Origin of the sequence: Bradyrhizobium sp. HKCCYLRH3059, from assembly GCF_051168035.1 — a bacterium.
GTDB lineage: Bacteria > Pseudomonadota > Alphaproteobacteria > Rhizobiales > Xanthobacteraceae > Bradyrhizobium.
The window spans coordinates 1,081,113-1,101,645 of record NZ_JBNPUF010000001.1; the positions used below are offsets into that span (position 1 = coordinate 1,081,113).

The window sequence follows — 20,533 nt, forward strand, 5'->3', positions numbered from 1 at the left end:
GCCTCGGCACGGCGGGGTTGAAAACGTCAAAGGTCGTGCAGTTCTGGGTTCCATTATGAACGATTTGGAAACCGGAACATGAGCGATCCGTAATTTGACCGGACTCCGGTGCAGTCCCATCTTGCGGTCCCGTAAGGGTGGGGGTGTCTCTTACAAGGGCGATACGTGACCGAGAGCGACAACCAGCCAATCCTGGAGCGCCTGCGACCGAAAAGGTCGCGCCGGCTCGGCTTGTCTGGAAAGCTGCTGCTGTTGACCATTCCGCTGGTGATGATCGCGGAGGTGCTGATCTACGTGCCGGCGATCGCCAATTTCTGGACCAACCGGCTCAACGATCGCCTGGCGGCCGCCAATACCGCTGCGCTGGTGCTTGATGCGGCGCCGTCCGGCATGGTGCCGGATTCGCTGGCGCGGCAGATCCTCACCTCCATCAACGCGCGCGGCGTCGCCATCAAGATGGGCCAGCAGCGCCGCCTGCTCGCCAGCGCCGACCTGCCCGCCTCGATCGACCACGACTTCGACATGCGCGACATGACGGTGTGGTCGTCGATCGTGAACTCGCTGACGATGATGGCAGAGACCGGCGATCACACCATGCGCGTGATCGGGCCGTCGCCGGGCCGCGCCCAGTTCATCGAGGTCGTGACCGACGAGAAGCCGTTGCGCAAGGCGATGTATCGCTTCTCGCGCAATCTGCTCGGCGTGTCGCTGCTGCTGGCGGTGCTGACCGCGGCGCTGGTCTATCTTGCTCTGCATTTCCTGTTCGTGCGGCCAATGCGGCGCCTCACCGCGAGCCTCGTCGGCTTCCACGAAAATCCGGAGAGCGTGGCGCGAATCATCGTGCCGAGCCAGCGTTCCGACGAGATCGGCGTCGCCGAGCGCGAGCTCGCCGACATGCAGCGCGACCTCGTCTCGATGCTGCATCAAAAGAGCCGGCTCGCCGCGCTCGGCCTCGCCGTGTCCAAGATCAACCATGACCTCCGCAACCTGCTGGCCTCGTCGCAACTGCTGTCGGATCAGCTCGCCAGCGTTCCCGATCCGCGGGTGCAGCGCTTCGCGCCGAAGCTGATGCGCTCGCTGGAGCGCGCCATCGCGTTCTGCCAGTCGACGCTGTCCTACGGCAAGGTACAGGAGCCGGCGCCGGACCGCCGCATGGTGGTGGTCGAGCCCGTCGTCGCCGAGGTGCGAGAGACCGCCGGCCTGTCGCCGGATGCATCGATCACCTGGATCGCGGCGATCGAGCGCGGGCTGAAGATCGATGCCGACCCCGACCAGCTGTTCCGCGTGCTGCTCAACCTGGTGCGCAATGCCGCCCAGGCCCTGGACAGCCTCGCGGCGGACGCCGGCGTGCGCCAGATCCGCATCACCGGCCGCCGCGAGGGCGGGGTGGCGATCCTGGAGGTCTCGGACACGGGTCCCGGTGTCCCGGCGAAGGTGCGGGAGCACCTGTTCGAGGCCTTCCGCGGTGCCGGTCGTCCGGGCGGCTCGGGGCTGGGCCTTGCGATTGCGGCCGAATTGGTCCGGGCCCATGATGGCGACATCCAACTGGTCGAAGGGACCCTGGGGGCGACCTTCCGAATCACGATCCCTGACCGTCCTGTCGAGCTGCAGACCTTCTGGACCGAGCGCGCCAGCGCCTGAACCCGATCGGCCTCACCTGCCATTCCGGCGGGCGATGCCGCAGGCGTCGAGCCCGGAACTCCTGGCGTGTCGGAACGAAGCCCGTCCGCTCCGGCCATGCCGAACCGCGCCGGCGCGTCTGCGGAAAAATGGTCGCAAAATGTCCCGCTCCAGCCTTGCCAAGCGGTCTCCGAGCCGTTAGTCAGGGGCCCTTCGCGAGGCCTGCCGGCGTTTGCCGCTCCGGCCTTCCGGGATCCGGCCCCTGGCCTGGAGCCTGCCAAATGCGAAAAACGCGCCCGTAGCTCAGCTGGATAGAGCATCAGACTACGAATCTGAGGGTCGGACGTTCGAATCGTTCCGGGCGCGCCATTTGCCGATGATCCACACCACGTTCAGTTCGCACGTCCATCGCTTCCGATCGATGCGTCGATCGGCGGATCTCGGGTGCGCAGGAGAACAATCGTGAGTCGCTTCTGGTCCGAGTTCGTTCATGGGCTGTCGCCCTATGTGCCCGGCGAGCAGCCGCAGATCCCGGGCCTGGTCAAGCTCAACACCAATGAGAGTCCGTTCGGGCCCTCGCCGAAGGCGATCGGGGCCATACGGGCCGCCGCGGCCGACACCTTGCGTCTCTATCCCGATCCCCAGGCAACGCGGCTGCGCGAGGCCCTCGCGGCCTATCACAAGGTCTCACCCGAGCAGGTGTTCGTCGGCAACGGTTCGGATGAGGTGCTGGCGCATGCCTTCGCGGCGCTCCTGAAGCAGCCGGCGCCGCTTCTGTTCCCTGACGTGACCTACAGCTTCTATCCGGTCTACTGCCGGCTGCTCGGAATCGACTCCACGACCGTTCCGCTCGATGCCGAGATGCGCGTGCGTATCGACGATTATGTCGGCCGTCCCGGCCCGGTGATCATCGCCAATCCGAACGCACCGACCGGAATTGCGCTGTCGCGTGCCGAGATCGCACGGCTGGTTGCTGCCCGCAGCGACGCGGCCGTCGTCATCGACGAGGCCTATGTCGATTTCGGCGCCGAGACCGCGATCCCCTTGATCTCCGAGCATCCCAACCTGCTGGTAGTGCAGACGATGTCGAAATCGCGCGCGCTCGCAGGACTCCGCGTCGGCTACGCGATCGGCGACGCCGCGCTGATCGAAGGCCTGACGCGGGTCAAGGACAGCTTCAACTCCTACCCGCTCGGCCGCCCCGCCCAGGCCGGCGCGATCGCCTCGATCGAGGACGACGCCCATTTCCAGCAGGCGCGCTCGGTCATCATGAAGAACCGTGCGGACCTCACCGCCGCGCTGGTTCGTCTCGGCTTCGAGGTGCTGCCGTCCAGCGCCAACTTCGTCTTCGCCCGGCATCCGGGCCATTCCGGCCAGGCGCTGTCCGCAGCCTTGCGCCAGCGCGCCGTGCTCGTCCGCCATTTCATCGCCCCGCGGATCGTGGACTATCTGCGTATCACCATCGGCTCGGAGACGGAGCTCGCGCGGCTGACGGACGCGCTGCGCGAGGTGTTGGCGCAGAATGGTTGAGGGCCGTGGCTGAGACGACGATCGGTCGGAGCCGATCCGCCACAGCCGGCACACTCTGCGACGTCTGGATGCCATTGCTCCAAGACATCAGGCCCGAATCGCGCGCGCAATCGCCAAGAGCCGCGGCACCTGCACCTCAATGTCCGCCGCCACGTCGCGGTCGAGCCTGTCGCGCCAGCGCGCAGGAATCGCCGCCAGCCCATGGGTGGCGCCGGCCAGCATGCCCGCGAGCGCACCCGTCGTGTCGGCATCGCCGCCCTGGTTGACGGTCTGCACGAGGCATTCGGCGAACGAGTTGGCGGCAAGATAGTGGTGCAGCACGGTCTGCATGGTGTCGACGACGAAGGCCGAGCTCTGCCCCGGATAGGGGACGAAGCTGAAGGCGCGGTGCTTGCCGATCAGAGCATCGGCTTCGCGGCGGACGGCGTCCTGGCCCTCACCCAGCAGCAAGGCGTGAGTCATGCGCACCAGCGCGATGCAGGCGTCGTCCGACAGCGGATGATGGTGCGTGGCGCGTGCCTGCGCCAGCGTCCAGGTCTCGGCGTTGTCCGGTGCTTCCAACGTCGCGAGCGCCACCGGCAGCACGCGCATCGCCGCGCCATTGCCGGCGTCGCCTTCGGCGTAGACGCCTTCGACCGTGCCGTGCACGACGTAGCGGCGGATGCCGCGGCGGCAGGTGTTGCCGACATCGGCCGGCCCGGTCCGGAGCCAGGCGGCAAACTCCTCGCAGACGTCGCGCGCGTCGAAGCCGCGCTTGCGGATCAGCGAGCGTCCCAGCGCCAGCGACATCTCGGTGTCGTCGGTGACCTCCCCCGGCCTGAGCTTGAGCCAGCCGCCGCCGATGATGTCGCGATGCACGCCGTATTGCGCGACGATCTCGCCTCGGGTCATGAACTCGACGGTGGCGCCGAGCGCGTCGCCGATGGCAAAGCCGAGATAGGCCGCGAGCGCGCGTTCCTCGACATCGGGTGCGGTCATGCTGCGATCCGCTCACACATAGTCGACGCTCACGCGGTAGTCGCCGCCGATCACGAGGTATTCGCCTTCGCCCTTCAGCGCATGTGACGACAGCAGGCCGTTGAAGAACACGATCTTGCTGACGGGAATCCTCGCGGTGAGGATCATGTCGCCGAAGCAGCCCGCAGTGTCGCGGTCGGAGGAGAACGAGACGAGGTTGTTGAGCCGGACCACCGCCTCGCGCCGCGTTGTTCGCGCCACGATCCAATGCTCGTCGAACGAATTGACGCCGCGATGCAGCGTCAGATGCGTCTCGCCTGGAAAGGCGAAGCGGCGGATCGCCCATTGGCAGAATTCGAACAGCAGATCGAGCTGCACCCAGATCGCATTGTTGTGGAAGCGGCTCGACATCTTCTCCTGGACATAGGTCGTCCAGGCCCGGCTTGCCACGCGTTCGATGATCTCCTTGTGGTAGGACGGACCGAGGCCGAACCGGCTCTCGACCCAGCCCTTGAGCACGGCGCCCTCCGGGCCGTTGCTGTCGAAGCCCCAGCCCTGGATCAGCCGCAGGAAGGACGAGCGGAAACGCCGCTGGCCGCCGGACGTCGCGGCGCGTTGCTCGGGATCGAGGCCGAACATCGCCATCATGTAGGTCGAGAAGGCCTGGCCGGCCTCGTTGAGATGCTCCGCCTGCGCGAGCATCGTGAACAGGCTGGGGTTCATCTCGGTGACGCCCCAGATGTGCAGCGGCACCGCGCTGTCGTTGAAGGCGCAGCTCGCCAGCCATTCCGAGGGACGTCCCACGAGATTGGTCGAATGGCCGATGCCGCGCCGTGCTTCGTCGTTCATGACGCGCATGATGCCGCGTCGGATGCGAACAGGAAAGCCTACGGCGGTGACACCGGCGAAGAGCGATTGATTGTCAGCTGCAGCCGCCGCAGCCGCCGCCACCACCACCTCCGCAACCGCCACCGCCGCAACCACCGCCACTGCTGCTCAGCGCCTTGGATGTTGCCAGCACCGAAGCGTAGGCGGTGCCGGACAGCACCGCCGCGCCGGTCAGTGCGACGGCCAGTAGCAATTCATGCTCGCGCGGGGCGCGGGCTGCGCGCGCATGGGTCGCCTGATAGCTCCGCAGCACCTCGTTGCCGGCGTATGTGCGGGAGGGCGCCTTTGCGATCATCGCCGCGCCCAGCGCCGTAAGACCGAGTAGTAGTATTAGAAAGCCTACGTCGTGTTGCCGCGAAGCGCCGACGAGGACCTTGATCAGTCCGAACAGGATGAGCGCGCCGACGAACGGCAACACGGTCTTGCGGAATGCCACCATCTGGCTGTCGGTCGGTGCATAGCCGAGAGCCTCCAGCCGCGCCTGAATGCGCGCCGTAAGTGGCGCAAGCGCCTGCTGGAATTCCTGCCGTGTCATCTCCGGGCGGAATGCAAGCCGCGGCGGACGGTCCATCAGCGCCGCCAGCGCCGTCTGATCAGTCACTGTTATCTTGTGATCGCGGGCGGTGAAGGTTGCTGCGCCGTTCGCAGCGAAGCCGAGCAGCACGGTATCGCCGAAACGTGGCGCGCCGCCGGCGAGATAGGCCAGCTCGAGCTCGTTCAAAGGCGGCTGGGGCTTGGCCGCGGCCGGGCCGATCGTGCCGCGTAGGGCGAAGGCCTTGAGGAAAATGATGGCGCCGAGAACGATGTAGACGAGTAGGAATGGGCCGGCCGTCCAGTCGAACGGATTGAGCGCCATATTCATCTCCTGAACAGCCGCCGCAGCCATGCGCGGGGCCGGGGCAGAATGAGCCAACGGGTGAGGTCGGTGACGTGATAGCGCGGTCCGGCGAAGCGGATGTGTGTCGCAGGCCACAGATCGGTGCTGGGCGGACCGAAGAAGCGTTCATGCAGTGCCAGCGTCTCGGCATATTGCCGGCGGTAGGTCATCTGCGCATGCGGTCCGCCGGGCGTCGGATCATGATGCAGCGGGGCCTGGAGCCGTTCGCCGCACCAGATCACCCAATAGTCGCGCGAATAGATCAGATGCTGGTGCCAGACCTCGTCAACCACCTCGCTGGGCGTCACCGGCGTCGGCGAAACCATCGCGAGAAAGCAGAAGCGGCGATAGGCCTCGATCGCGGCCCGGGCCTCATCGAGGCTCCAGCCATGGTCGCGCGCCAACCGCTGGGTGAAGTTGAACGGCGTATCCGGCTCGAAATCATGCGCGGCAATGCGCTGCCATAAGTCCTGTCGCGCAGGTGCCCAGTCCGGCTCGTCGGCCTGGACATCGACCTTGACCTGCGCGCGTCGCACCGAAGGCTCCCGGAGATCGTGCACGGCAGCACCTTAGCATAGATGCGCGCCGAGTTCCACGGGGGCAGGCGTCGCCGGCAGGTGTGCTGAATATCAGCCTCCAAGACGGACCCTGGTCTGTGCCAATTTGCGCCACTCGGCGTCGAGCTGGGCCGAAAGGTCGCGCGCCGCATCCGGTGAGAGCAGTCGCTCGATGGCCGGGGCCTCGATCGGATCGACTGCGGGGAGCGTGGCACAGCCGAGATTGGCAAGGCTCGCACGGAGCGGCGGGTGGGTCGAGTTCGGGTCCTCCATGGACTCCTCCTCGATCGTCTTGGCCGCAGCAGCGGTGAGCGCATCATGGTCGCGGATGTCGACGAGATGGGTCGACATGCGCTGCAGCGGCGTCGCCGGCAGGCTGATGGCGCCGAGCATGTCGGTCTCCAAGGGAGAGAACACCAGCTCGCGCAGTCGCGCCACGCCACCGGCGATCAGCACGAGCGATCGCGCCATCTCGGATGGTCCCAAAAGCGCGGCCGCGCGCCGGTCGGCGGCCAGCTCATTCTGACGTGAGAGTGCGAGATACTCCCTGTTGACCCATCCAAGCACTGCACGCAGCAGCCGTGCTGCAATCCGGCCGGTGATGGTGCGATCGGGGTTCGCATAATGCAGAACGTTCTCGCAGGCGCGCAGAAAGTCGAACAGATTGCCGGCGCCGGTGATGTGACGCAGCTCGGCATGGGCAACCTCGTGGGCGATGGTGGCGCGGATGGCCCGCTCGTCGAGGATCATCAGCAGCGGCAGTCCGACGGTCATCGTGACGTGCTGGCGGAAGATGCCGGCATAGCCGCGCGCTTCGCTGATCGACGCATTGAACTCGGCGTCGAACCGCAGCGTGCGCGCCGGCTTGGCGAAGGCTGGATCGAGCTCCTGCCAGATCCGCCAGAGCGCGGGCGCCATTGCTTCGTCCAGGACGTTGCTCCGCTCGCGCCGGGCCGGCACGAAAAGAATTCCGAGCGCCAGCGCGACGGCGGCCGCGACCACGCAGAACATGATGGGGGCGGTGATGAGCGCAATTCTCGTGTAGTCGTCCAGCGTGATCAGCCAGATGAACAGCAATCCGGCGGCCAGCGCGACGACCGGCAGAACAGCGTAGCGCCCGAGCAGCAGGATGCATGACAGAACGAGACGCTTCATTCACACGCCCGGTACGCCGTCCTCCGGCCGCACCAGCTTGATGTCCTGTGCTGCGGCCCACGACCAGATGTCCTGGCGCTTCAGCGCGGTTGCCATCAACTCCGGAAACTGATGCGGCGTGCAGGCGAACACCGGACAGCCGAGCGCGGCCAGGATCGCGGCGTGCTTGGCGTCGTAGGCCGGGCGGCCGTCGTCGTTGAGCGCGAGCAGCACGATCAGGTTGACGCCCGACGACACCAGCGCCCTGGCGCGGGCCAGCATCTGCTCGGCGATGCCGCCCTCGATGAGGTCGCTGATCAGCACCATGTGCGTGCGCGCCGGCTCGCGCACCAGGCGCTCGCAATAGGCCAGCGCCTGGTTGATGTCGGTGCCGCCGCCGAGCTGCACCGAGAACAGCACCTCGACCGGATCGGCCAGCTCCTCGGTGAGGTCGATGATGTTGGTGTCGAACACCACGAGCTTCATCGCGATCGCCGGGATCGAGGCCAGCACCGCGGCGAAGATCGAGGAGTAGACGACGGAGGTGCCCATCGAGCCCGACTGGTCGACGCACAGGATCACCTCCTCAAGATTGGTCCGGCGCGCGGCGCGCGCGTGCCCGATCAATGTCTCCGGCACGATGGTGCGATGCTCGGCCTGCCAGTGGCGCAGGTTCTTGCCGATCGTGCGCGGCCAGTCGATGTCGCCGGCGCGCGGTCGGCGGGTGCGGCGGCGGCGGTCGACCGCACCGCGGATCGTCTCGGTGGTGCGGGCATCGAGCTTTTCCATCAGCTCCTTGACGACCTTGGCGACGACTTGGCGCGCCGTCGACTTGGTCTTCTCCGGCATCACCGAGCGCAGCGCCATGAGGTCGGCGACGAGATGCACGTCGGCTTCGAGGGCTGCGAGAAACTCAGGCTGCAGCAGCATCTCCTTCAGGCCGAGCCGCTCGAAAGCGTCCTTCTGGATCACCTGCACGACCGGTGCCGGAAAGAACTCCCTGATGTCGCCGAGCCAGCTCGCGACGCGCGGCGCCGAGCCGCCGAGACCGCCGCGTCGGCCGCCGCCGCGCTTGCCGCCGGAGCCGGCGTCATAGAGTCCGGCCAGCGCCGCATCGAGGCGCCGATCGCGATCGGACAGGCCGGCCTGGTCGTCGCCGCCAAGCACGAGGCGCCAGCGGCGGTTGCGCTCGGCATCAGCGTCGTCGCTCATCGATTGGCCTCCTTGATCGGCCGGTCGGCGCCGAGGATGGTCAGCAGCAAGGGCACGGCCGCGTCGAAGCCGGCGGCGGTGGCCGGCAGCGGCGCGGGCGGCAGCAGCGGGCTGGCGTCGGAGGTGGAGCCGACGGCCAGCGGCCGCTGCCTGGCCAGTTCGTCCAGCAGGCGCCGCCGCTCGTTGCGGTCGAAGCTCGCGAAGGCACGGCGCATCACCGGCAGCAGGTTGTTGAACGCCTCGTCGTCGATCGCAGCCAGCCAGCCGTCGATGATCCGGCGCAGCATCTGGTCGTGCAGCAGCACCTGGCCGCTCTGGCCGAGAAATCCGTCGAGCCAGTCGCCGGCCTCCAGCGTCGGCACGCTGTGGGACAGCGCGCGCGACAGCGCCAGCGCGGTCTGCTCCGGTGACACGATGCCCTGATCGTACAGCACGCGGTTCGCCAGGCCCTTCAACAGCGGATGCGCCGCCGCATCGGCGGCGACGTGCAACAGCGCGCGGCTCCAGCCGTCGCGCAGGCCGCGATCCTCGATCAGTCCGATCGCGACGTCGAGCCGCGCCAGCCTGCCGCGGAGATCGGCGGCGACGTCGGCCTGCAGGCTGCGGCAGGCATAGACGAGGCCGGCACAGATCGCCTCGACGAGGCTGGTCACCAGCAGGCGCAGCGTCTCGGTCGGCAGCGCCCGTGCGGTGCCGTAGCGCAGGATTTCGGCGAGCGGCGGCACGGCCTCGGTGAGATCGGCAACATCGCTTGTCGCGGCCGAGCGTTGCTGCAGCAGCGCGATCGTCGTCTCGGCCGCCTCGCTCAGACCCGCTTCGAGACAGCCGCGCACGATGGCCGCGACGGTGTTCAACGAGGTCGCCGCCTGTGCGTTGGTGACGGCGGCATTGCCCGCAGCCTGCGCGACGGTGGTGCCGTGCACCAGCGCCTCGACGAGACGCACCGAGAATTCCGGCTCCCAGCGCAGGCGCCAGTTCTCGCGAAAGGTGCCGCGGCTCTGTCCCGATCCCTGCAACCGTCCCCACGGCACCTGGATCAGGCCCAGCCGGTGCAGGAGCTGCGACTTGGCAAGCCCGGCCTCGCTGCGCAGGTCGAGCGCGATGTCGGTGTCGAGAGCCTCGGGCTTCAGCTTCAGCTTGCGCTGCCAGCGCGCGAGATCGGCGGCGAGCGGCATCTGCGGCACGCTGTCGTCGATCTCGCCGACACGTTGCCCGATGATGAGCTGCTGCTCGATCAGGCGGAACGGCGCCGTCTCGCCCTCGCAGAGCGTCGCAAGGCTCGCCTCGCGCATCTCGGCCAATCCCGGCAAAGCGACGTCGCGCAACGCGGCCAGCGTGATCGCGAGCCGGGACGCCTCGATGACAGATGCCGTCGATGCCGGCCGCCCGTTCCGCCGCAGCAGCTCCGCGACACGGGCCTGCCAGCGGGTCGTGAAGCCGGTGGCGTCGAGCGCGGCGGCCTGGCCGTGCTGCAGTCCCTGCCACAGATGCGCGTACCAGCCCGGCGAAATTACGCCGGCGCCATAGCCGGACGCGGCGGCGAGGCGCGTCTCCGTCCACGGCACCCAGGTGGCGGTGACCTTGACCTGCGGCAGCCCCTTCAGCAGCGCGCGATCGTCCTTCAGCGCCACTTTCCGCCGCAGCGCCGGCACGTGCCAGGCGCCGCAGATGACGGCGACGGCCCCGTCCTGCTCGCCGAGCGCCGCCGCGATTTCCAGGCGCATATGCGCTTCGCGGCGCAGCTCGCGCTGGGCTTCATCGGCAGGCTGGTAGGGCAGCGGATCGATCTTCTCGCGCAACGCCGCGATCGCGGCTTCCAGCGCGGCAAAGATCTCCGGCCCATGCGCCCCCTGTTCGACGATCGCATTCCACCAGGACTCGCTGTCGTCATAGCCGGCAAGGGTGGCGAGATAGGCCAGCGGATCGCGCCGGATCTGCGCCAGCTCAGGATCGACCGTGTCCGGCTCATCTGGCGCAGGCGCACGAGTGTCCTCCGGCGCGGCCTCGCTTTCATTGCCCTCCGGCTGCTTCGGCTTGGCCCGCTCGGCGAGGCGGTACGACGCCGGCAGGTCGATGAAGCGGACCGGCCGTCCCCTCGCCAGCGCCCAGCGGATCGCCTGCCATTCGGGCGAGAACAGCGCGAACGGAAAGAAGCTCGCATTGGCGGCATCGTCCTGGGCGTGGACCAGCAGCGCGATCGGCGGCACCATCGCGGGCGAGGCGGCGAACGCGATCAGCTCATCGGCATCCGGCGGTCCTTCGATCAGCACCACGGCCGGATCGGCCGCGTCGAGCGCTGATAGCACGGCGCGCGCCGATCCCGGCCCGTGATGCCGGATGCCGAGCAGATGCAGGCGATCGTGCTGCGGCGCGGCCATGTCAGATCACGTCGCGGATCGCGCCGTACAGATCGGCCCACGGCTTGCGGTCGCGCACCACCGTCTCGAGATATTCCTGCAGCACGACCTTGTCCTGCACCGGATCCTTGACGATGGCGCCGACGAGGTTCGCCGCCATGCTCTGCGCATCGATCACGCCGGAGCCGAAATGGCCGGCTTCCGCCCAGGCGCCGATGGTCACCGCGATGGCCTCCGCCGTCGACAGCGAGCCCGACGGCGACTTCAGCTTGAGCCGGCCGTCGAGCGTCTGGCCGTCGCGCAGCTCGCGGAACACCGTGACGATGCGCATGATCTCCTGGTCGGCCGGCGCGATCTTCGGCAGCTCGAGGCCGCCGCCGATTTCGCCGACGCGCTTGGTGACGATCCTCACCTCCTCATCGAGGTCGGCCGGCAGCGGCAGCACCACGACGTTGAAGCGCCGCTTCAGCGCCGAGGACAATTCGTTGACGCCCTTGTCGCGCGCATTCGCCGTCGCGATCATGTTGAAGCCGCGCCGGGCGTGAACGGCGTCGTTGATCTCCGCGATCGGCATCAGCTTCTCCGACAGCACCGTGATCAGCGTGTCCTGCACGTCCGACGGCATGCGGGTCAGCTCCTCGAAGCGTACGATCCGCCCCGCTTCCATCGCGCGCATCAAGGGCGTCGCCACCATGGCCTCGCGCGAGGGGCCCTTGGCGAGCAGCAGCGCGTAGTTCCAGCCGTAGCGGATCTGGTTCTCGTCGGTGCCGGCCGTGCATTGCACGATCAGCTCGGACGAGCCGGAGATCGCGGCGGCGAGATGTTCGGAGACCCACGACTTCGCCGTGCCGGGCACGCCGAGGATCAGCAGCGCGCGGTCGGTCGCGAGCGTCGCCACCGCGGTCTCGATCAGCCGGCGGTTGCCGATATATTTCGGCGTGATCTCGACGCCCGATTTGGTGCGGCCGCCCATCAGATAGGTCACGACCGCCTGTGGCGACAGCCGCCATTGCGCCGGCCGCGCCCGCGTGTCCTCCTGCGCCAGCGCCTCGAGCTCGTGGGCATGCAATGCTTCCGCGGAGCGGCGCAGCTGGCCGTCGCTTGGGCTCGCATCAGCGTTTGTCATGGGCGTGCTCCGGACTGTTTGATGGTGCGTTACGTCGGCAACGCGAGAACGAGGTCGGTGAAATCCTTGGCCGCGCGCGCGGTCGCGGGGGACAGCGGGGTGAGCGTGGCGACGAAGGCGGGCATCGTCGCGCGCGGCATCAGCGCAGCCATGAGCACCAACCGGCCGTCGTCCTTCTGCGCCGCCGGCGTCGTCGCGTCGGCGAGGTCCTGAATCGCCTTCTGCCAGGCCGGCGATGCGAGCACGCGTTCGGCGACCTGCGGCGCGAGTGGCTGGCGGGCCTTCGCCGCCAAGGACATCAGCGCATATCCGTGCAGTGCGTCACCGCCGCAGAGGCGCGCGCCGATGATGCGCAGCACGGTGTCGTCATCGCCCTCGGCCGCGGCGGCATCCATCAGCAGCGTGAGCACGCGGTGCTCGGACGGCGGCAGTGAAGCGATCAGCGCCTCGGGCGGCGCGCCGACCGCCGTGGCGAGCGCGGCGAGCCGCAGCCCGCCGAACAGCCGCTCGCGCAACGCCTCGGCCTCCTGCCATTTCAGGCCGTCGGCCGGCAGCTTGAAGGTCACTGTCGACGCCGCGCCGAGGCCGATCTTGGCCAGCAACGAGCCCGCGCGCTGGAAGCATCGCGCGGCCTCGGTCAGCCGGGCGCCGTGCTCGGTGCGTTCGGCGATCCGGGTCAGGAGCTGTGCGGCGATCTGCTTGACGCTGTCGGCGCGATCGGCGCTCAGGCTCTCCAGAAACGGCCGATCATCGGGGCCGAGGCCGACCATCAGTGCATCGAGCAGCGCAGCGCGGACCGGCGCGGGCTCGCTCTTCCAGACCGATTCGATCAGCGCGCGGCCGTCGGCGGGATTGTTGCGGCGCTGCTCCGCCACGAAGGCGCGGCGCTGCGTCTTCGGGAAGGTGGTCCAGTTCTCCATGGTGATGCGTTCGAAGAACAGGCCCTTGGTGGCATCGTCATCGGCGTCGGAGGCGATCAGCGCCAGATAGGCGCGCTCGGCGAGGCCCTGCTCCTCGGCATTGGCCTTGATGTGCGGCACGAAATCCGGCAGATCGAACGGATGCAGCCGGCAGCCGGCGGCCTGGATACGGCGCAGCGCGAGCGGCAAGGCGCTCGACGCCAGCGACTTCTCGACGCTGCGCGCCAATGCCTTGAGCGCGCGCCGCGCCGCCTCGGGCAGGATGGGCCGCGCGTCCTGGTGCAGCCGCAGGGCGGCGTCCGGGACGGGATCGGCGACGGGCGCCGTCGCGCCGGCGAAGCGCTGCCATTGTGCGGCCAGCGCCAGCAGTGGCAGAGCAGGCTCGCGTCCTCGTGGCAACAGCTCGGCCAGCGCCGGCGGCGTCGTCAAGGGCTGCCGCGCCAGGCCGAGCAGGAAGGATTGGCGCAGGCGGGCATGGCTCTGGGGATCGATCGCGCTCGCCATCGTCAGCTCTCGTGATGCCAGCGGCCGAGCGCCGTTTCGGCGGCCAGCACCTGCGCAATGCGGCCGTCCCACAGACACAGCAGCGACAGGTCCTCGAGGCCGAGCAGCGGCGTCAGTTGGTCGAACTGGCCGCGCTCCACCGCGATCGCAGCTCCGGCCTTGTCGGCGATGACGAGCGCACCCTTTCCCGCGGTGTGAAGCGTGACGCCCGCGAGCAGCAGCGGCCAGCGATCGAGCCACGGCAGCGCGGCGAGCCGCGCCGTGTAGTCCTGCAGCGCTGGGGCAAGCCCCGGCGATGGCCGCGGCCAGGTCGCGGTCGCCGCCGTCTTGCGGCTCGCCAGCAGCCCGCGCAACGGCGCGGCCGACGGATAGAACACGACCTCGCCGTCGATGATCTCCCCCGGCGCGAACGGAAATCCGGCGCCGCCGCCGGACACCGGCACGAAATCGATCAGCACCGCGGCGCGCGGCTGGCCGGGGTCATCGCCCGTGTTGACGAGCCACGTCTCCAGCCTGCGCAGCTTGTCCGGCTGCACTTCGGACAGGTTGGCGGCAACGATCCACACGCTGCTCGCGCGCGGGGCCGTGGCGTCCGCCAGCAGCTCCTCGCGGCGCAGCGACCAGCCGACCGCGCGTCGGACATCCTCGCGCAGCGGTGCCGGCAGCCGGTCCTGATGCCGGTAGGCCGAGGCGATCAGGGACATGATGCCGAGCTGCTCGATGGCGAGATCGGCGCGGCGATCCTCTCCGACGCGATACAGTTCGGATGAGAGCTGGTCGAGCCGCGCAGCGAGGCCGCCGGCCTTGGCGTCGACCAGTCGCGTCGACAGCGTGCGCGCGGCGGACGCGCCGCGGGCGGCGAAATCGGCAAGCCCCTGGGTGAGCTGATCCGCGATCCAGCGCTCCAGCTCGTCGAGTCCGGCGAGGATCGCCGCCTCGCGCTCGGCCCTGATCCGCTCGCGCTGCGCCTCGGCGCGCGCGGCAGCCTTTGGGTCGGCGGGAGCAATCGTCGCGGCCTCTGCCAGGGCAGCATCGAGCGACGGTGGCGCGCCCGCATCGTCGCCCTCCGGCTTGGGCTTGCCCGGCGCGCGGCCGCTCGAGCCGCGCCGCCGCGCGCTCCAATCCTCGACCCATTGCGGCGGGTTGGTGGTCTCGAACCGCTCGGGCTTGTCGACCCGCTGCCACAGCACCGCCAGCACGTGCTTGCAGGGAAACTTGCGGCTCGGGCAGGTGCATTTGTAGCCGCTGCCGTCGGCCGCGGCGACCACGCGATACGGCGTCGCGCCGGAGCCCTGGCATTCGCCCCACAGCACCTCGGCATCGCTGCTCGCGGCCAGCATTGGCCAGTTGGCAGGCTTCACGAGCTTCAGCGCTGCGGCGAGTGAGGCCTGATCAGGCGCGAGCCCTTCGATTCGTTCGCGTGTCAGAGACACCCACTCTCCCAACCGGCTGATCGCGCGATGCCGCACTCCCTAGCAGATGGCGGCGGAGCCGCACAACAATTCCAGCGCGATGCCTGCTGATTTCGCTTCGCGTCGCGCGGGAAAGAAACTGAGCGATCTGCGCAACGCTCGTCGCGTCACGCGCACGCCGGCGGAACTGCGGAGTTTCCTGGGCGGGCATGAGGCGGGCGCGATATCTCCGACGCCGCGGCGAGCTCGCGCACCGGACGCTCTGAAATCGCCGCCGCTCATACGGAACTACATCGCCGTTTCGCCGTCGGAACGGCTCGTCCGTGAAGCACATCAGCGCGCTGTCGGGCCCGTTGTCTTCCATCACATCGAACCCCGCTGCTCGCGCGCGCTGTGTTCAGCACGGAGGCCATCAGCATGGCCGCCCTTGGAATTTTTCCCGGCCATGCACTGGTGAGATGCCCGGATCATCCGCGTCGTACTGTAATCCTGCGGTAAGGCCGTGACGCTAGCTTCAACGCGTCCTTGATCGAGGTCAGATCGGTTTGCCATCGACAGCGTGTCATGATGAGCCATTGCTCGCCGTCTCTCGATGTGGCGTTCGATCGGAAGGACATTGGAGCGCCGCCGCAGACCCGAAAGCCCGGCCTGATCAGGTCGGCTCCGTCCCACCTGCGGCACCTTCCATCATGATCTGGCGCCGCATGGCTTCGAACGTCGTCGGAGTCCAGTGAGCAGGCCGTTCGGTTTGTGTCCCAGCCCCACACGTCCGAACGGCCTGCGATGATGGAGCTCGGGGCGGTGCTCGCGCTCACATGTTCGTTGTGCATCTGCCATCCGCCGTCTGTAATGATGCGGTAAGCCGCAGCCACGAGGCTCTCGCAGCGACGGCCGAGCCGATCGCAAGGAGAACCCAATGAAACGAATTTGCGCGCTTATGATCATGGCCTCGACCATCGCAGGCACGATCGCCACGCCGGCCAACGCTGGCGGGAATCGCGGAGCGGCGGTCGCCGCCGGCGTCGTCGGAGGTCTGGCGATCGGAGCCCTGATCGGTTCGGCGGCAACCGCCCGTTCCGCGCCAACCTATGTCTACAGCTACGAGGACTATCCGCCGCCGCGGGTCGTCTATCGTCGTCACCGCGTCTATGAGTACGACGCGGAATACGGCAACTATGGCGACGGCTATTTGTCCGGCTACCGGGACGGCTATTCCGACGGATCCTGGGACAACGACTGAGACCGCCGCCCGAGCGCAAGGTCCCGCCGATACGGGACCTTGTCCTTGATCCGAATGTTCGGATCCGTTGACGAGGCTGCCGCGTCCAGCGTTGCCTCAACCCTATGGTTCCTTCGGCCGTGTCACCAGGAATGCCACCACCGTTCGTGTGCATCCTGTCCAGCCGAGCAGCCGCGCCTGCACCGCGAACTCGCGCTTGACGTAGGTGCCGGATCGGGCGGCCACCGCTTCCGCGGCGCCGATGCAATCCGCCTGGTCACGGAAGCACAACGAAATCCAGCCTTCGCTGCCAGAGTCCGCACCGGTCTCGTGGATCGAGACGGGCAGACCGTAAGCGGGATGATCAGCGCTGTAGAAGGCGGTTGCGAGCGCGAGACTCTCGGTGCCGCCGACATGCTCGAGCGGCTTCCCCGTCAACTCCCGCCATTGGCGCGTCGCTTCCCGCGCGGTCTGCTGGTAGAAGGTGCGACCTTCCTCATAGCCGTGCCTGTTGCGGTAGAAGGCGTGGAGCGGCGCCGCGACGATCGCAGCCAGGACGGCGATCCCGGCCGTCAGCACCGCGATGTTGACGGTGTGGAAGCGCGCGATCGGATAGCTTGCGCCGCAGACGATCACCACGACGAACAGGAACAGCCCCTGCAGCGCCCATAGCGACGGCAGGTCGGTGCCCATGATCAGCGCGTTGACGACGGGCAGGCCGACCGTGCCGATGGCGATATAGGACAACAGCCGGAGGCCGCCGTTCAGCGCGGCCATCTCCGTGGCGAAAGACCTGATCCTGGCGCCGGCGACGATCAGCCAGGTGGCAGCCGGCACGGCCATCGCGGCCGCGAGCCCCAGCACGAAGAACAGGGCATCCCGCGACGATGTCGCCAGGGTGGAGCGCGCGTGCATCAGCGCGTGCTGGATGGGCGCCGCGTCATGTCCGACGAGCCAGTCGAGATGCATCGACAGCGCGGCGAGGCCTGCGGCCGTGGAGATCCATGGCGACGCCGAGGTGAAATAGGCGCGTCGCTGCGGATGCGCCATGGCGGCGAATGCGAAGCTCATCACCAGAAAGATCGAGTAGTACTTGCCGAGCAGCGCGAGCGCGGCCGTCAGGCCGGCGGCCGCCGCCCAGGGCATCGTTCGCGTTTCGAACGCGCGCAGGAAGCAGTAGGTGGCGAGCGGCCACGTCGCCAATTGCACCGAGTTCGCGTTGAAGCGCTGCGCGTGAAACTGATAGGCCGGCGTCAGCATCAGCAGCAGCAGCACGATCACCCGCTTGTCCCCGACGACGAAGCGGCGCGAAATCAGGTCGACGAACCACAGCGCCAGCGCCGCATTGGTCATCGCCATCAGGTGGAACGACCAGTCGGAAAGAGGGAAGACGGCGGTCCAGGCGCCGGCGATCCAGCCCATCAGTGGCGGATGCTTGTCGTAGCCCCAGGCGAACTGCCGTCCGAATGTCCAGGTCTCGATCACGTCGGGATGCAGGCCCGCGCCGGCATAGGCGATCGAGAGATAGGCCGTCCACACGGCCACGAAGCACACCAGCAGCAGCGGCACGGCCCAGCCGGCCTCGATGCCGTCGAGCCAGCGCAGGAACGGACGGCGCCAGGCCGCCGGATGACAGTCCGACCGTTCGGCGACGGTCGAGAACGCAAAGCCATGGAACATGTCGATGTTGATCAATGATGAGGCGACGGATGTGACGCGCGATCGGCAGCCGCGGCCGACAAAGAATGGCGGATCGCCCGGTATGTCCGGTCGATCATGCGGCAGGCTTCATGCGGGCGAATCCTCGGCGCGTATTTGAATGCCAGTCTAGGCCGAGACGATTACGAAAGGCTGACGTCGAAAATCGGATCATCGCGGCATGGCACGTCATACCACTGCAATCGCGCCGGCCGAGAAGTCGTTCAGCTTGCAACTGAGATATCGCGATGGAGGCTCGATCAGCCCTAGCAGATCGGGTCGACTTCGATTGAGCGCTGAAAAAAACAACGGTATCAAAATGCCGTCGACGTAATCCTATTGTAATCCGTCTGTAATGATAGGAACAGCCGATTGTCGATGTTGCGGGAGGATGGCGTGCGCGTTCTGGTCGTTGAGGACGATCCCCAGCTCGGGCTCTGGCTGCGGGATGCACTCGCGACGGCGTTCGGCTCGTCGGACATCGTCACGACGCTCGACGAGGCGCGGGCGGCGATCGCGGTGCGCAATTTCGAGCTCGTGGTGATTGACCGCGGACTACCGGACGGCGACGGGCTGGCGCTATTGCCGGACCTGCGGCAGCAGAAGCCGAGCCCCGCGACCGTGGTGCTGACGGCGCTCGACGATCCCGCCGACATCGCGCGTGCGCTCGACGAGGGCGCGGACGACTACGTCGCCAAGCCGTTCGAGCCGATCGAGCTGGTGGCACGGGCGAGGGCGGTGCTGCGCCGGCTGTTTCTCGACCGCGGCGCGATGGTCTCGATCGCCAATCTGGGCTTCGACATCGTCAATCGCGCGGTCTGCGTCGACCAGGCGCCGATCGTGGTGCCCAGGCGCGAACTGGCGATCCTCGAGGCGCTGGTTCGCCGCAGCGGGCGGGTGGTGCTGCGCGAGACGTTGGAGACCGCGGCCTACGGCTTCGAGGACGAGATCCAGTCGAACGCGATCGAGGCCCATGTGTCGCGGCTGCGCCGCCGCCTGCGCGAAGCCAATTGCAGGGCGACGATCAGGCCGGTGCGCGGCCTCGGCTATCTCCTGAGCGGCGAGTGACGCAGGTGAGGTGGCAGAAGCTCAGCCGTATCCGCCGCTCCATCACGCTGCTCTCCGCGACGCTGATTGCGGTCGTCACCACCATCATGCTGATCTGCGCCGCTGCCTTGCTGATCCGCTTCGGCGGCGACGATGACGGCACGTGGGGCGCGGCCGACGTTGCCGATGCGCTGAAGGAGGCCGTGGCTCGCGATGCTGGCGGCCAATTGCTCGTGAAGCAGACGCCCCGGCTCGACACGATCATGCAGGACTTCCCGACGTTCTGGTACGTCGTCTCCGACAAGAGCGGCGAGGTGAGCTACGGGCCGATTCCGAAATGGCGGCCGCACAAGGGTCCGTCGTCGCAGAACGGCACCAGCTTCCTGGCCTATGCGATCGACGGCGAGACCCGGCGCCTGAAACGGATGATGGCGGTCCGCAATACGCCGGTCGGCGAGGTCTTGATCGAGACCGGCGGCGTCGCCTACACGTCGACGCAGCTGATGACGGGCACCTTGACCGACGCGACCATCGTCGCGCTTCCGATCATCCTGGTCCTGGTCGCGACGGTGCTGGCGGCGCTGTTGTTCGTGCCGACGCTGATCGCCCGCCCGGTGCGTGCGGTCGCACGCGCGGCCGAGATGATCGACGGCGTGCCCGACGGCCGAAGGCTGCCCGAGCGGGACGCGCCGGCCGAATTGCTGCCGCTGGTCACCGCCTTCAACCGCGCCTTGTCGCGCATCGACCACGCCGCCGAGGCGCAGCGCAACTTCCTGTCCAATGCCGCCCACGAGCTGCGGACCCCGCTGACCAACGCCCGCACCATGCTGGAGGCGGTGCCGGATGCCGGCCTGCGCGCGAAACTGGTCGGCGAGAACCAGAAGCTGTCGTCGATCGTCACCATGCTGCTGCAACTGGCGCGGATTTCGCTGGAGCCGGACGAGCTGGGCGAGATCGACCTGGTCGCGTTGGCGCGGCGCGTCACCGCCGAGCACGTGCCGATGGCGCTGCACTCCGGGCTCGAGATCGGCTTCGCCGGCTGCGATGCGCCGGTCCGGATCCGCGGCTCGGAGCCAGCGATCGCGGTCGCGCTCTCCAACCTGATCAGGAATGCGGTCGCGCATGCCGGCGCGGGCGGTCCGATCCTCGTCGAGGTCGACGCCGCGGCGCGCCTGCGCGTGATCGATTCGGGGCCCGGCCTGCAATCCGATCAGCCCGAACGCCTGCTGCGGCCGTTCGAGCGCGGCCACGCTCGCGGCGAAGGCATGGGGCTCGGGCTTTCGATCGTCTCGCAGGTCATGGCGACGCATCAGGGCGGCGTCGCGCTGCGCGAGACGCCGGGCGGCGGCACCACGGTCGAGCTCAGCTTCGCGCGCGCCGCGCCTTCGCAAGGCGGCGCTGCGGATGCGACATTGCCGGCCGTCCGGCGCACGGCCGAGCAGGCGGGATTGCCGCCGCGCTCCTGATGTCGAGAC

At 68.2% G+C, this 20,533-nt stretch carries 16 protein-coding genes and 1 tRNA gene; 6 read left to right on the top strand and 11 right to left on the bottom strand.

Annotated features, from left to right (window positions below):
- Positions 1-165: 165 nt before the first annotated feature.
- From ACQR13_RS04955 to hisC, 3 genes are all read left to right on the top strand, one after another.
- Positions 166-1,641 (top strand): sensor histidine kinase, encoded by a 1,476-nt coding sequence (locus tag ACQR13_RS04955; RefSeq protein ID WP_434862614.1) that lies wholly within the window; start codon positions 166-168, stop codon positions 1,639-1,641.
- A 271-nt stretch (positions 1,642-1,912) separates the two neighbouring features.
- Positions 1,913-1,989, top strand: a tRNA-Arg gene (locus tag ACQR13_RS04960).
- Positions 1,990-2,082: 93 nt separating this feature from the next.
- Positions 2,083-3,150, top strand: coding sequence for a histidinol-phosphate transaminase (gene hisC / locus ACQR13_RS04965; protein WP_434862615.1), 1,068 nt, complete (start codon positions 2,083-2,085; stop codon positions 3,148-3,150).
- Positions 3,151-3,237: 87 nt separating this feature from the next.
- Here the strand turns inward: hisC and draG are convergent, their stop codons facing one another.
- From draG to ACQR13_RS05015, 10 genes are all read right to left on the bottom strand, one after another.
- Positions 3,238-4,128 (bottom strand): ADP-ribosyl-[dinitrogen reductase] hydrolase, encoded by an 891-nt coding sequence (gene draG / locus ACQR13_RS04970; protein WP_434862616.1) that lies wholly within the window; start codon positions 4,126-4,128, stop codon positions 3,238-3,240.
- A gap of 12 nt (positions 4,129-4,140) precedes the next feature.
- Entirely contained in the window at positions 4,141-4,965 is an 825-nt protein-coding gene (locus ACQR13_RS04975; RefSeq protein WP_315715438.1) for an NAD(+)--dinitrogen-reductase ADP-D-ribosyltransferase, read from the bottom strand.
- A 64-nt stretch (positions 4,966-5,029) separates the two neighbouring features.
- Positions 5,030-5,851, bottom strand: a complete 822-nt coding sequence (locus tag ACQR13_RS04980; RefSeq protein ID WP_315715396.1) for a TIGR04222 domain-containing membrane protein — start codon at positions 5,849-5,851, stop codon at positions 5,030-5,032.
- A gap of 2 nt (positions 5,852-5,853) precedes the next feature.
- Positions 5,854-6,408 carry a glycine-rich domain-containing protein gene (locus ACQR13_RS04985; RefSeq protein WP_434862617.1) on the bottom strand — a complete coding sequence of 185 codons (555 nt, stop codon included), beginning with the start codon at positions 6,406-6,408 and terminating at the stop codon, positions 5,854-5,856.
- A 93-nt stretch (positions 6,409-6,501) separates the two neighbouring features.
- Complete coding sequence (locus ACQR13_RS04990; protein WP_434862618.1) at positions 6,502-7,584, bottom strand: M48 family metalloprotease; 1,083 nt, start codon at positions 7,582-7,584, stop codon at positions 6,502-6,504.
- Positions 7,585-8,775: a vWA domain-containing protein gene (locus tag ACQR13_RS04995; protein WP_315715399.1), complete on the bottom strand. Its 1,191-nt coding sequence runs from the start codon at positions 8,773-8,775 to the stop codon at positions 7,585-7,587.
- The gene (locus ACQR13_RS05000) at positions 8,772-11,153 is read right to left on the bottom strand and encodes a DUF5682 family protein (RefSeq protein ID WP_315715400.1); all 2,382 of its coding nucleotides are present in this window, start codon (positions 11,151-11,153) and stop codon (positions 8,772-8,774) included. The genes ACQR13_RS04995 and ACQR13_RS05000 overlap by 4 nt, the downstream gene beginning before the upstream one ends.
- 1 nt (position 11,154) lies before the next feature.
- Positions 11,155-12,258, bottom strand: coding sequence for an ATP-binding protein (locus tag ACQR13_RS05005; RefSeq protein WP_315715401.1), 1,104 nt, complete (start codon positions 12,256-12,258; stop codon positions 11,155-11,157).
- Between the two features lie 29 nt (positions 12,259-12,287).
- Complete coding sequence (locus ACQR13_RS05010) at positions 12,288-13,682, bottom strand: DUF5691 domain-containing protein (RefSeq protein ID WP_434862619.1); 1,395 nt, start codon at positions 13,680-13,682, stop codon at positions 12,288-12,290.
- Positions 13,683-13,684: 2 nt separating this feature from the next.
- Positions 13,685-15,115 carry an SWIM zinc finger family protein gene (locus ACQR13_RS05015; protein WP_434862620.1) on the bottom strand — a complete coding sequence of 477 codons (1,431 nt, stop codon included), beginning with the start codon at positions 15,113-15,115 and terminating at the stop codon, positions 13,685-13,687.
- Positions 15,116-16,010: 895 nt separating this feature from the next.
- Here ACQR13_RS05015 and ACQR13_RS05020 point away from each other — a divergent pair.
- Positions 16,011-16,334 carry a hypothetical protein gene (locus ACQR13_RS05020; protein WP_434862621.1) on the top strand — a complete coding sequence of 108 codons (324 nt, stop codon included), beginning with the start codon at positions 16,011-16,013 and terminating at the stop codon, positions 16,332-16,334.
- Positions 16,335-16,436: 102 nt separating this feature from the next.
- Here the strand turns inward: ACQR13_RS05020 and ACQR13_RS05025 are convergent, their stop codons facing one another.
- A complete protein-coding gene (locus ACQR13_RS05025; RefSeq protein WP_434862622.1) occupies positions 16,437-17,993 on the bottom strand; it encodes a glycosyltransferase family 39 protein in 1,557 nt (518 codons plus the stop codon).
- A 414-nt stretch (positions 17,994-18,407) separates the two neighbouring features.
- On the opposite strand from ACQR13_RS05025, the gene ACQR13_RS05030 reads away from it, so the two are divergent.
- Both ACQR13_RS05030 and ACQR13_RS05035 read left to right on the top strand, forming a co-directional pair.
- Complete coding sequence (locus ACQR13_RS05030; protein ID WP_315715407.1) at positions 18,408-19,079, top strand: response regulator transcription factor; 672 nt, start codon at positions 18,408-18,410, stop codon at positions 19,077-19,079.
- Positions 19,076-20,524 (top strand): sensor histidine kinase, encoded by a 1,449-nt coding sequence (locus tag ACQR13_RS05035; RefSeq protein ID WP_316172737.1) that lies wholly within the window; start codon positions 19,076-19,078, stop codon positions 20,522-20,524. The genes ACQR13_RS05030 and ACQR13_RS05035 overlap by 4 nt, the downstream gene beginning before the upstream one ends.
- The last annotated feature ends 9 nt before the right edge of the window (positions 20,525-20,533 follow it).